This window comes from Thermoproteus thermophilus, assembly GCF_055392855.1.
On record NZ_AP042466.1, the window covers coordinates 354,700 to 367,427 of the forward strand.

Here is a 12,728-nt window from a genome sequence, read left to right on the forward strand (position 1 = left end):
CCTATGTCGACGCTTCATGAGTTAGGGTTAAATTTCTTTATTTACTAATCTCTGTGGCTACGTCGAGCTTTCAAATAGATGTTGATGGCGTTTTAAATTGTTTCTTACAGGGTGTTAAGAGGGCTAGTAATGAGGAGGAGTTGAGGATTAGCGTGTCCAAGTGCATAGAGGACATGATCCTCAAACCACTGGGTATAACGCAATACGGTCGCTACGAGTACACCCTAGTCTCCGGGGCTAGGGTTGATGCCCTCTACGGGCACGTAATCATAGAGTACAAAGCCCCAGGCAAATTCTCAACAAACACCGACATAGCCAAGGCTAAGGAGCAGGTAATAAACTACATTAAAACGGAGGCTGCCTCAAAGGCTGAGTGGGATAGGTACCTGGGTATTGTAATCAGTGATAGGATAGCCTTCGTGAGGTACTACAAACCGCAGGATACTTGGGTCCTAAGGGGCCCGTACAACATCACCAGGGAGAGCGTCATAAAGGTTATTGAGGCCCTGAGGGGGCTAAGGAGGAAGGCGCTCAGTGTGGATAACCTCCTGAGGGACTTCGGCCCCCGGTCGGAACTTGCTAAGAGGGTTATTAGGGCGTTGTATAGGAGGCTCGTTGAGAGTAAGAGCCCGAGGACTAGGGTGTTGTTTGAGGATTGGATGAGGCTCTTCAGGCAGGCAACGGGTTACAGGCCTGAGGAGCTTGAGGAATTACCCGCGTTGGCTCGGGAGTACGGGTTAACGGGCAACGTCAACTATGACGCGCTCATATTCGCGATACAGACGTACTACGCCTTCATACTAAAGCTCCTGGCAGCGGAGGTTGTGTACCTATACGGCGGTGGCAGGTTCTACAAGTCCTACATAGCCGAGCTCGACGACGCGTACACAAGGGGCGGTGTCGACGCCCTAAGGGATGAGCTTAGGGAGTTGGAAAGCGGCGGCGTTTTTAAACACTTTGGCTATGAGAATTTCCTGGAGGGTGATTACTTCTCATGGTACCTTGAGGAGCTTGATAGGGAGTTAGCTGATGCACTGGCTGAAGTGATAAGGAGGCTCTCGGACTACGAACCAGCAACGCCTCAGTTGGAGCCCGAGTACGCCAGGGATCTCCTAAAGAGACTGTATCAGCAGTTAGTACCCGGGGACATTAGGCATAGGCTTGGTGAGTACTACACACCGGACTGGCTTGCTGATTTCCTACTCGATGAGGTGGGCCTCAGCCTAGAGAACCTCATGAAGATGGGCGAGGAGGACCCACTGAAACCGCTGCAATTGAGGGTTCTGGACCCAGCATGTGGCTCGGGCACCTTCCTTGTGAGGTACATAGCGAGGCTTAGGGCTTATGCCAGGGAGCACTTCCTGGAGGATGTCCTGGTCGATTACCTACTCCAGAACGTCGTTGGGTACGACCTAAACCCATTGGCGGTACTCACCGCCAGGACAAACTACTTACTCATGATTGCGGACTTACCTAGGAGGGGCAGGGTGGAGATACCAATCTACCTAGCGGACTCCCTGATGGTTGAGAGGAGGTCCACGCTAATGGGTGATGTTTACGTGCTGAAGACAACGGCTGGGGAGTTCAGGATACCAGCAGGCATTGTCGAGAAGAACCTACTGCCAGGTATACTCCATGAGGTGGCTGACGCACTGAGAAACAGGTACAAACCAAGTGAGTTTAGAGAGAGGCTGAGGTATAGGTTCAGGGAGTTAGAGGAAAACGAGCTCAGCGTCCTGGTGGATTTCTACAGCACGCTACTAAAGCTGGAGGAGGAGGGTAAGGACGATGTTTGGGTATCCATAATAAGGAACGCCTTCGCACCAATACTGAGGGGCAAGTTCGACTACGTTGTGGGTAACCCACCATGGGTCAACTGGGAAAACTTGCCTGAGGACTTCAGGGAGTTGTCCAGGGACTTGTGGCAGCACTATGGGCTGGCCGAGATTAGGGGGAAGACGGGGTTGGGTAAGGTTAAGAGGGACTTGGCGATGCTCTTCATGGCCAGGTGCTTCGACCTATACCTAAAACCAGGTGGTAGGCACGGCTTCTTAATGCCGTTCACGGTATTCAAGACACAGGCTGGCTCGGGGTTTAGGAGGTTCCTAGCCACCAAAACCAGGGTGCATGTTGTGCACGACATGGTAACTCTGTATCCATTCGAGGGGACCGTGAACAGAGTCTCGGCAATAGTTGTTGAGAAACCCGAGACGGGCAACACTGCGGAGAATAGGGATGGGGTTAGGCACGTAATATGGGTTAACAAGACAGGGAAGCCCATACCCACCGATGCGCACCTGGAGGACATCCTCAAGGATACGGAGAGGTTCGAGGCCATAATGGCGCCCCTAGTAGAGGGGGACCCCTCAAGTCCCTGGATGCAGGTAACAAGGAAAGTACTACCCTACATTAGGAAGATAACCTCTGGGCCCTCACCATACGAGGCGCATGCGGGAGTATATACGGGTCTAAACCAGGTATACTTCATACAGATCAAACAGAGGCTTCCGGATGGTAAGTTGCTAATCACTAACCCGCCGGAGCCTGGGCAGAAGAAGAGGGTTAGGCAAGTTGAGGCGGCTATAGAGCCTGACCTTGTCTACCCGCTCATTAGGGGCAGGGACATTAAGAAGTGGTATGTGGACTACAGGGAGAGGTACATCATTCTTCCTGTAGACGAGCGGGGGAATACAATTAAGCATGATAAAATGAAGATAAAGTATCCCAATACATATAGGTACTTCTATGAATTCTTCAGAGATCTAGTGAATAGGGGTGGCGAGCCCTACAAAAGTAAGTTAGAACCTTATAGGAGGTTGCCGCTTGAGGTAGCGGAAAAAAGTGCGCCACCGTTTTACTGGGTGTTCAACGTAGAGCCTAGCCTAGCTCCCTACAAGGTAGTGTGGAGTAGAATTGCCGGGGGCATTAGTGGTAAGGCTGTTAGTTTTTCATGTGCTGTGGTAGAACCCATAGAGGTAGGGCATTCGGGTAAAAAGCCTGTGATACCTGATGATGGGACTATACTAATAGATCTTAACGATCTGAAGGAGGCCTACTATATTGCTGGCATCCTTAATTCAATTGTTGTAAGGGCAATAATAGCGGCATATACATATGAGCTGAGGCAAGAAACGCATATAATCGATTTTATAAGAATTCCTCGTTATTATCCTAATAATGAATTACACATGAGGATTGCCGGGCTCTCTAAAAGGGCTCACGAAATCGCCAGGTGTATCCACGCCAATGCCAAGCCCGATTACTGCAGGGAAGTTAAGGACCCAGAGGGTGAGCTTAGGAGGGTTGAGGAGGAGCTTGATAGGGCTGTGGCCCAGCTCTATGGCATACCCGAGGGTGCCTTAGAGGAGTTCAGGAAGTTACTGGGTGTGTTGGCTGGTGAGGGTGTTCCCGAAGAGGGGGAGGGCGTCGCGGGGGTTGTTAGGCCCTCGGTGGAGTTTCTCAAGGTCGATGTTGTTGCTGGGCAGACTGATTACCTGGAGGTTAATATTGTGACTGCGGAGCTTTGTGATAAGGCTGTGCTCGTTCTTAGGTGGCCCTGGGGCACGCAGACGCTGAACCTTGGTGATGGTAGGCATAGGATTGAGGTTAAGGTCCCTGAGGGGGTTTATGAGGTTGCGTATAGTTTTAAGTGCTCTGATTATGAGCATGATGGTAGTGTTAAGGTAACGGCATCCTCCAGGTTGTCGGAGGGGCCTAGGAGGCCCAGGACTCTTAGACTTGGGTGATGGTTGTGGGCGATCTTTATGCTAAGATTAGGAGGGCTTTTGGGGACTATGCTGTGGATAAGAGCCTACTTCATGAGACGGAGATATCTAGGCTGCCGGGTTTTGTTGCTGAGTACCTCATAACGGAGTTCGCGGCGGAGTATCCCGATGATTGGCAGACGAGGCTTAGGGAGTTCATTAAACAGCATTATTTTGAGGCTAGTGAGAAGGAGTATCTTAAGCATAGGCTTGTTGAGGAGAGGCGCATTAAGATTATAGATGAGTTAAGGGTTTGGGTGGATTTAGAAAGCGGCGAGCACAGGGGTATAATCCCATCTATTGGTGAGAGCGACGTAAGAGTCCCGCCGGATATAGCCAGGAATTATCCCATGACCATGATCACGGGGATGTGGGGTCTAATAGAACTCGAATACTCGCCTGAAACTGCGAGGATAAGTGAAAATTTCGTAGAAAATCCAGTCATCGTGACGGGCTTCACGCCGTTCCAGGCGCCCACCTCGGATCCTAAGATACTTGCTGAGGCCCGGGGCTACTTTACCTTTGAGGAATGGCTTGATGTTCTCATAAACACCATTGGTTATAATCACAACGCCTATCCGGGCATTGGGAGGAAGCTTGTCCTCCTCTCGAGGCTCTTACCGCTTGTGGAGGAGAATTTGCATATTGTGGAGTTTGGGCCTAAGGCTACCGGCAAGACTTACGTGTTTAGGAATGTGAGTAGGTATACGAGGATTATCGTAGGCGGCATGATAAGCCCAGCGGCCTTGTTCTACAATCTCAGAAACGGCATGCCCGGCGAGATAGCTGTTAGGGATTCAGTAGTATTCGATGAGATATCCAAAGTCAGATTTCCCAATCCCGATGAGATAGTTGCTAAACTCAAGGACTTCATGGAAAGCGGCCAGTACGAGAGGGGTAGACAGAGAGTTACTTCAGGGTGTTCTCTAGCTATGCTTGGGAATGTGGAAGTTGAGGAGAGGGAGGGGGCTTATGTGCCCGTGGAGGACTTAACGTACATACTGCCAAAGCCCATGAGGGACTCAGCCCTGATAGATAGGATTAGAGGGCTTATACCAGGCTGGGAGCTTCCTAAAATAGGCAGAGCTAGGCATTATCTATCTCAAGGATTTGGAATAGCTCTAGACTACTTCTCCGAGGCGCTTCATACCATGAGGAAGGAGTCTTTAGTGGGTGAGGTGGGTAAGCACGTGGAGTTGATTGGAAATACGACTATTAGAGATGAAAAAGCCATTAAGAAGATAATTAGCGCTTTCATGAAGCTCCTCCTTCCAAATCTACAATTTGACAAAAGCGAGCTTAAGGTAGTTGTGGAGTACGCCGTGGAGATGAGACAGATGATTAGAGACTGGCTACATAAACTATCTCCAGGAGAGTTTCCAAAGGAAAGACTATCATATGCCATAAAACCGTAAAATATAAACGCCGCTAAGGAGGCGAGGCAGCAGATTTGCCGTGCTGGCGAGATGTCGGCCATGGTCAACATGGCATTAGTTGCCCGGAGAGGGGCTAATGTGTCTGCGTGGACGGGCGCTGTGGCCCACGGAGACTAACATAAGGAGGGCCTAGTCGCGGGCCATGCCGAACGTATAACATCTTCTTGTTGTGCGTATATCCCCTTGTGTCGAGACACGCGGCAACCTATTCCCCTTTCTCCTCCTCTACGACACGTCGTTATGGCGACTATTTCCCTCGCCGTGTAGCACAAGTCATTGGACGAGGCGTGTTTAGCAATGGCTGGGTATAGTTGGATATAAAGAAAAATAGTTGCGTGGAGGGCAATCCAGAGGCGCCTCATAGAGAAGTTGGCGGCAAGGTACTTGATAACGGCGGGGAGAATTATAGGAGAATTCGATCAAAATCTAATGCACACGACATACGTGGAAGTGGGGCTACTACGACGCTAGACTTGTGGCTTGTCCCAGGGGAGGCGCAGAAGCCGCGGCTGATCTCGTGCCCCAAGTGGAGTCGCGTCTCTAGGCTCTTCCGCGAGATCTTCGAGGCCACGGTGGAGAGGGTGGAATGTGTAGAGGAGGGCGGCTGGTGGATCTTTACGGTATATGGGAGATACCGCAAAGCCTTCGCCAAGATTAAGTTTACATGTTATATCGGCGAAGAAGTACAGTGCCCCTTTTATTTCGCCAAAAGGAAGCGAAGGTGGAGAGAGGAGGAGCGGCGTCGGCGCGAGGAGGGCGGCCTAAAGCAGTGGCAAGCCGATTTGCTATGGGAGCTGGCTGAGCGGTTCGGCGAAGTGGAATTACAACGCGACGCCGCCGTGGTGGAGGAGCCGGCGAGGTGGGGCGTGAGTAAGTACGCCTACTCTCAACACTACGTCTTAGTGAACGGGAGGAAGATTCCGCTAGAACAGTTCAACCAGTGTTTTATGAGGTCTCTAGACGTGGGGTGCGTACTTAGGGTGGTAAAGACGTGTTGTTAAAGCCTTCTTCCACATGCACCGGAGTCGGGATGACACCACGGCGTATGGAAGAGGGGGCATGCTGAGGCGGTCGACCCCGTCGGCTATGCGGCGATTGTATACGCCCGTAAGGCGACTATCCATCAGAAGAAAGCGCCTCGCCTGAGTGGTCTGTGGTTGACGAGGCTGGGGCTTGTGTTAGGCGAGCTGAGCGGGCTGTGTCGCTAAAAGAGGCGCCAGCGGCCAAGTTTTTAACTCGTCGACTTAGCAAATTCCTCATAACATTTACATAACTCTCAGCAGCTACATAGAGCGTAGCTATAGGCGGCGTGAAAAGCGTCATGTCAGTTCTAAACCTAGAGTTACGTTAAAGCCGCGTGGCAACTAAGGCGTTAGTCAAATAGATATAAGTATTAGCTAAGATAGGACTCGTCTAGTTTAGAAAAGTTTTGAGATTCTAATAAGACTATACTTGTTCTACAACAATGCGGCTTAGGAGATTGAGGTAGAGCTCATTCTCACAGTTAACTCAACATAGCTTAGCCTCTGTAGATATGGCCGTGGCGTGGGTGTGTAAGTTATTTAATATTGAGTGTTTTTTACTACATGATTTGGCTGGCCAGACCGCTTTGTCCCCGCGGGGGACGGCGAGCTGGGCTTTGAGGAGCTGGTAGAAATGGCTTTCGAAAAGGCGAGGGAGCTGGGCCTCACGCCGTCTGAGCTCTGCTACGCCGAGGGTGTGGCTGAGCCGCGGCTCTTCAGCCGGCGAAGTATGCCGTACGTCGTGGCGTACTTCTCGCCAAGTAGCTTCGCAAGAGCAGAAGTGGTCAACGGCGCGCGTCTAAGAAGCTCCACAGCCCTCTGCTCGAGCTACCGCCTCGCCACGCGGGGCGTCGGCCACGTCGGCGACTCGCCCTCTTAGCGGAAGCGCCAAATGTACCGAGTTCCATCCCTCTCCACAACGACGACGCCGCGCTTGGCGAGCCTCCTAAGCGTCTCAATTACAGTACTCCACGGCATGCCAAGACTCTTCACGATGTCGCGAGTATACAGAGGCCCCTCGCAGCGGAGGAGCTCCACAATCCCAACACGTGATTCCATGGCTGACACGATACAAGTGTAAATTAGTAACACAGTTCAATTTACTAGGCACATGTTAAACATGCAAATTCGCCCAACTGACACGCCTCGGCGACTTAGAGGCTCGCCGCGCCGGCGGCGGGCTCCTCCACAAGCCATCCCCCAGCCGCGCCGTTACGCATGAAACACGACACCACATCCAAGGCAAGCAGTGACCGCCCTGCGGCTGGTATACAAATTCCCCCCTGCCCTTTAGGGTGGATTGGATGGTCAACCTAGCCACCACAAAGCCGCCCCGCGGCGATTTTTGGGCGGACACCGGGGGTTCCAGGCGATGAAGAGGGGGTTTTGGAGAGGCCCTGGGCGGCTGTGGAGATGTGGACCGGGGCGTATGAGTGGTGAGTAGTAGACAGACAAAAATAAATATGGGCTTGTTGGCGTGCTTGTGAGTGGGATGTACAGGATAACAAACACCCCGCCGCCGGTTAAATTTGCCGAGGTCAAAGTCACAGAGGTAGACATCTACAATGCGCTTAAGAACAACGAACCTCTCTCCAAAGTGGCGCACCTAATCAGCGAGTACATCGCCTCCATGATCTTCGACGAGACTCTCTACTCCGTTACCACGGCGAATATAGAATACGCCTACCGCCGCATTATCCGCGCAATTGCGGCGGTGGCTAAGTTGCTCATGTGGCAGGTAGCGCAACAGGCGGAGGAAGACCCAAGCGTCTCGGCAGAGGAGGCCCACGCCATAATGGATCGTCTCGCAAACGCCCTAAACATTGCCTTGACACGTGTTATCAGTGTCACTGGCGGTCTGTTGCTCAATAACGAGCCAGACACCTCGGCACTTGCAATGGCGCGTTTTGGCTATGTATTCTCCAAGTTTTTACACATCTTGGAGCTTGTTAAAAGCCTCTTTTCAATCTCCAGGCATGGCAAACCCCCGTTGATATATTGAACTCCCGTGTAGTAGTTGACAAAGATTACTCACAGAATATGGGTAAGTAAAACGTATTTTCGCCGCTCAGGATCCTGAACGCCGTATTTACACTTGACATACTCGAGTTCTGAAGTGTGAAAAAAGACAAGAAACTCGCCTCTCTAGAGGGCGTGGGCCCCAAGACGCTGGAAAAACTAGAAGAGCTGAGCGTAGTTTCGATAGAACATTTGTCAGAGTTCACCATAGAGGAGCTGGTAGAGGCTGGCATTGAATACGACCGGGCCATCAAGCTCCTCCAGCAGGCGTTGCAGAGGGTGGACACGGCCAAGGCCATGACTCTGACAGAGCTCAAGCAGAGGCAGTTCAAGACCTTCAAAACCGGCGTGGCCGCCTTCGACGAGAAGACCCCTTGGAGAGGCGTCCGCGAGGCCTTCATCTACGAGTTCGCCGGGGAGTTCGGGGCGGGGAAGTCCATGCTGGCGCACCAGCTGGCAGTGGCTTCGATAGCCCAGGGGTTCACACAGAGAGTGGTGTACGTGGACACGGAGGGCACCTTCAACCCCGCCCTCATAGAGGCCGTGGCCAGGCGGTTCGGCGTGGAGGTGCCGGAGGGGGCAGTAGTGGTGTACCAGCCCGCCAACGTGGTGCAGCTAGAGCAGATCGTGAAGTTCGAGCTGCCGCGGCATATACAAGAGGGATGCCGCCTGGTCATAATCGACACCATCACGGCCTTGTATAGGGCGGAGTTCCCCGGCCGCGAAATGCTGGCCGCCAGGCAACAGCGCATCCATTACCTAGTGGACTGGCTGAGGAGGCACGCCAGGACCTTCGGCCTTACGTCGGTGCTTACAAACCAGGTCATGGACGTGCCGGAGGCCTTCTCAGTGGGCAAGAGGCCGGCCGGAGGCAACGTCTTGGCCCACGCCGTCAACGCGAGGTTCATGATGGTGAGGCCCAACAAGGCCAAGGCGGAGGGCTATATGTGGCCTCTCGACGTGCCGGGCATGGCGCCGGACGTGAGGATAGAATACCGCATCACCGACGCGGGGCTGGAATGAAGAGGAAGGGCGTAGAGGCAGAGCTTATGCCGGCCACGTTGGAGGGGGTCACGTGCCTATACGTAGACGTCTTCTCAGTGGCGGCGGCGCTGTCGGATAGGGAGGGGCTGTTTAGGTCGTTTTCCCAATTCCCCGGCCGCGCGGTCTTCGTCTTAGACCCTGGCACGAGGCGCATATGCCCCTTGTTTATGGCGTTTCTTATAGACACTTTTCAAAGTTCTTCACAACGGCCTCCACGACCTCCGGGTCAGCGTTCGGCACCTCCCTCAGTATCAGCTGGCGGAACTCCTCTGGGGGGATCGCGTCGAACTCCACCACCAGCATGCGGTCGCTCACCTGCTCCCACACCTTCGTCTTCCTAAACGCCACGTTCGCCGTGGCCACGGCCTTCATCCCCGCGAGGTCTATCGACGCTGCCTTGCCGTGCTTCCTGACCACCAGCCTCCTGCCCTCGAGCACCGGCAGGAGCACGGCCAGCTCCTTCGCCGGGACTTTGTCTATTTCGTCTAACTGTATTCGGGCACGCACGCCCCTTTTTAAACGCCGCCCGCCCTTCTCTATACGGCCCCCCAACCGCCAGCTAAGTAAAGCCACAGGCGGCGGGGGAGGCGCATCGCCAACTCCCTCAACGTGTGGGACAGCCTCGATATGGCCTTTTCCACCGCCTCGCGCACCCCGTCCAGCATTGAACACGCCAAGTCGAAGTCCCTGTAGTGGAGGAGGGCGGTGGGAGGGAGCAGAGGCCGAAAGACCACGCAAACCGCCGTGGAGGGGCGGAAAAATTTTACTCCTAAACACGCCGCGCGAACTAATAGGGATGGGCTGTTCGCAGTAATAATCGGGAAAAGTTTATAAACCCAGAAAAATTGGAAAAATAGATAGCGGGGTGGGCCAGCGGGCAGGCCGCGGGGCTCATAAAGGGCCCCTAAGGCCCGAGCAGAAAGGGCCTCTAGGCCCGAGCAGCCCCGAGGTCCCGGGTTCAAATCCCGGCCCCGCTACCTTTCTTCGTTCCTCAACTGCCACGCTCCTAGTCCGGCCTCCGTGCTGTTCGGTTTTAACCGGCAGAGGCACCACGACACATCGCTGTGGGCGACGGTTATGGCCGCGGCGGCCGTCGACCGTTATACGAACGTCGCGAAGTACGCCTGCCCGAGGGCGATGCCGCCGTCGCCCGGCGGAGCCTTCGTCTGCTGCACTAGCCTCAGCCCGCACCTCTTAACCTCGTGGGCTATGCCCGCTACCACGATATCGTTCACGGCGGCGCCTCCCGACACAGCCGCGACGTCGACGCCCCTCCTCTGGGCGCTCTCGCACGCCCAAGAGCCTAGGATGGAGCCGAGCCTCAACTGCGCCGAGTACGCCACGTCCCTCGCCGGCGAACCCGACCGGAACGCCTCCACGACCTCCGCGAACAGCTCCACTTGGTCCTCGGCCCTAAACGGCAGAGGCCTCCCGCCCGTCGCGGCGGCCTCGAGCCTTATGGCCGGCTCGCCCTCGTAGGTGCGCTCCCAGGCGATCCCCAACGCGGCGGCCACTGCGTCCAAGAACCTCCCCGCGCTCGACGTGAAGAGCCTCGGCGCCTTGAGCTCTTTGACAACCGCCTCGAGCTCCAAGAGCCCTCCTGGCAGACGATCGGCGAGTTGTTGCGGCACGTCGCCGAGGGCTTCTTTGAAATACGCCGCGGCCATCCTGGCGGGCCTCAAGGCGGCTAGATCGCCTCCGGGCATGGGGACGTAGCGCAGATGGCGCTCCCTCGCGTATTCGGCCCCCTCCACGAAGAGCACCTCGCCGCCCCAAGCCATCCCGTCGTCTCCGTACCCCACGCCGTCTATGGCGACGGCCACGAAGGGCTCTGCTAGCCCAGCGTCGGCGGCCGCGGCGAGCGCGTGGGCGTGGTGGTGCTGCACGACGAGCATTTCAGCTTTCAACTCCTCAGCCCACTCTTTGCAGAGCTTCGTGCTGTTATACGCAGGGTTCTTGTCGCAGACCAATACGGGGTCCTTGAGCCTATACGCCTTGGCGAACCACCTCAGCTCCTCGTCCAGGTCCTTGAGGGCGTCGAAGTCGTCCAAATCGCCTATATACTGGGTCAAGACCACCTTGTCCTCGAAGGCCACGGCGCCGGCCGTCTGTAGATCTGCGCCGAACGCGACGACGGGCCTCTTGAACTTGCGCCGGACGCGGATCCACGCCGGCGCGTAGCCTCTAGATCTCCTGAGAAAAGTCGGCGCGCCGTTCGTGAACCTCACAACGCTGTCGTCCACCCTATGCGCTATCTCCAAGTCGTGGTCCAACACGAAGTCCACGATCCGCCCCAGCTTCTCCAAGGCGCATTTGAGGTCCTTGCACATGGGCTCGCCGTGTGCGTTGCCGCTGGTGGCCACGGCGAATTTGTCGTCGGTGTTCGCCAACAACAAGTACTGCAGGGCCGTATAGGGCAAGAACACGCCCTCTTTGTCGAGGCCGGGGGAGACGAGCGGGGAGGCGGGGCTGTCCTCCCTTTTCGGCAATAGGACTATGGGCCGTTGGGGCGAGGTCAACAAGCCGGCGGCTTTCTCGTCTATATGGACGAGGCGCTCGGCCGCGGCCAAGTCCAATGCCATTACGGCGAAGGGCTGGCTCGGCCTCCTCTTCCTCCTCCTCAGCTCCGCCACGACGGAGTCGTCGGTCGCCTTCGCGAATATGTGATATCCCCCTATGCCCTTCACGGCGACTATGCGCCCTTCAGACACCAGCTCAGCCGCCTTCAAGACCGGGTCCTCTACGTCTAAGGGCTTGCCGGAGGAGTCTAGGAGCCTCGCCCGAGGCCCGTCGAGTTTACACGATATCCCTTGGTAGAAGAACCTCCTAATGCCTCCTATTTGGGGCGACGAGTACTCGGCCTCGCAGCGGGGGCACATGGGGAAGCTCGCCCAGCTCGTGTTCTCCCTATCGTAGGGGAGGCGCCTCATCACCGAGAAGCGGGGGCCGCAGAAGCTGCAAGAGTTGAAGTAATAGCCGCGCCTCCTCCACTCGCCCTCGAGGACCTCCCTCAAACACTCGTCGCAGATGGCCATGTCGGGGGGTATATTAGACGGCGTGCGCGCCTCCTCGTCGCTCTTCAATATCTCGAAAGAGCTATAGCCTCGGGGCTCCGCCTCTTGCACCACGAGCTCCTCGAGCATTATGGCCTTAGGCCGGCTGTTCCGGAGCGCCTCTATGAACTCCGCCGCCTTCTCCCCCTCCACGAAGATCTCCACCTCGCCTCCGCCCATGTTCTTGACGTATCCCGTAAGCCCCAACGAGCTCGCCAACATCTTCACGTAGGGCCGAAAGCCCACGCCTTGCACTATGCCGATGGCGTATATCCTAAACGCCTTCACGAGGCCGTTCGACATAAAGCGCTTATCGCCGCGTCGCGATAACGCAGAACTAAAAGAGGGGCGGCGAGGGCGTTCGCCGAGGAGGCCGTCGAGGTCTCGGAG

The 12,728-nt window shown here is 55.3% G+C and carries 11 protein-coding genes and 1 tRNA gene; 7 read left to right on the forward strand and 5 right to left on the reverse strand.

The window, feature by feature from the left end; translation table 11 throughout:
• Positions 1-53 precede the first annotated feature (53 nt).
• From ACZ5PA_RS02105 to ACZ5PA_RS02120, 4 genes are all read left to right on the forward strand, one after another.
• Positions 54-3,746, forward strand: a complete 3,693-nt coding sequence (locus ACZ5PA_RS02105; protein WP_464930646.1) for an Eco57I restriction-modification methylase domain-containing protein — start codon at positions 54-56, stop codon at positions 3,744-3,746.
• Positions 3,746-5,179 (forward strand): BREX system Lon protease-like protein BrxL, encoded by a 1,434-nt coding sequence (brxL, locus tag ACZ5PA_RS02110; RefSeq protein WP_464931261.1) that lies wholly within the window; start codon positions 3,746-3,748, stop codon positions 5,177-5,179. The genes ACZ5PA_RS02105 and brxL overlap by 1 nt, the downstream gene beginning before the upstream one ends.
• A 356-nt stretch (positions 5,180-5,535) precedes the next feature.
• A complete protein-coding gene (locus ACZ5PA_RS02115; protein WP_464930647.1) occupies positions 5,536-6,201 on the forward strand; it encodes a hypothetical protein in 666 nt (221 codons plus the stop codon).
• 655 nt (positions 6,202-6,856) lie between these two features.
• Positions 6,857-7,102, forward strand: a complete 246-nt coding sequence (locus ACZ5PA_RS02120; protein ID WP_464930648.1) for a hypothetical protein — start codon at positions 6,857-6,859, stop codon at positions 7,100-7,102.
• Here the strand turns inward: ACZ5PA_RS02120 and ACZ5PA_RS02125 are convergent.
• A complete protein-coding gene (locus ACZ5PA_RS02125) occupies positions 7,099-7,281 on the reverse strand; it encodes a winged helix-turn-helix domain-containing protein (protein ID WP_464931262.1) in 183 nt (60 codons plus the stop codon). The two genes, ACZ5PA_RS02120 and ACZ5PA_RS02125, sit on opposite strands and share 4 nt — an antisense overlap.
• Positions 7,282-7,714: 433 nt before the next feature.
• Here ACZ5PA_RS02125 and ACZ5PA_RS02130 point away from each other — a divergent pair, with 433 nt between their 5' ends.
• On the forward strand, positions 7,715-8,224 hold the full coding sequence (locus ACZ5PA_RS02130) for a hypothetical protein (protein ID WP_464930649.1): 510 nt from the start codon (positions 7,715-7,717) through the stop codon (positions 8,222-8,224).
• A 116-nt stretch (positions 8,225-8,340) separates the two neighbouring features.
• Positions 8,341-9,264 carry an ATPase domain-containing protein gene (locus tag ACZ5PA_RS02135; RefSeq protein ID WP_464930650.1) on the forward strand — a complete coding sequence of 308 codons (924 nt, stop codon included), beginning with the start codon at positions 8,341-8,343 and terminating at the stop codon, positions 9,262-9,264.
• Here the strand turns inward: ACZ5PA_RS02135 and ACZ5PA_RS02140 are convergent.
• From ACZ5PA_RS02140 to ACZ5PA_RS02150, 3 genes are read right to left on the reverse strand one after another with little or no spacing between them, the layout of a single operon-like run.
• Positions 9,242-9,430, reverse strand: coding sequence for a hypothetical protein (locus tag ACZ5PA_RS02140; RefSeq protein WP_464930651.1), 189 nt, complete (start codon positions 9,428-9,430; stop codon positions 9,242-9,244). The two genes, ACZ5PA_RS02135 and ACZ5PA_RS02140, sit on opposite strands and share 23 nt — an antisense overlap.
• A 32-nt stretch (positions 9,431-9,462) precedes the next feature.
• On the reverse strand, positions 9,463-9,792 hold the full coding sequence (locus ACZ5PA_RS02145) for a hypothetical protein (protein WP_464930652.1): 330 nt from the start codon (positions 9,790-9,792) through the stop codon (positions 9,463-9,465).
• Positions 9,793-9,821: 29 nt separating this feature from the next.
• On the reverse strand, positions 9,822-10,019 hold the full coding sequence (locus tag ACZ5PA_RS02150) for a hypothetical protein (protein ID WP_464930653.1): 198 nt from the start codon (positions 10,017-10,019) through the stop codon (positions 9,822-9,824).
• A gap of 125 nt (positions 10,020-10,144) precedes the next feature.
• On the opposite strand from ACZ5PA_RS02150, the gene ACZ5PA_RS02155 reads away from it, so the two are divergent.
• A tRNA-Met gene (locus tag ACZ5PA_RS02155) sits at positions 10,145-10,262 on the forward strand.
• A 123-nt stretch (positions 10,263-10,385) separates the two neighbouring features.
• On the opposite strand, the gene hypF is transcribed toward ACZ5PA_RS02155, so the two are convergent.
• Complete coding sequence (hypF, locus tag ACZ5PA_RS02160; protein ID WP_464930654.1) at positions 10,386-12,641, reverse strand: carbamoyltransferase HypF; 2,256 nt, start codon at positions 12,639-12,641, stop codon at positions 10,386-10,388.
• Positions 12,642-12,728: the final 87 nt, after the last annotated feature.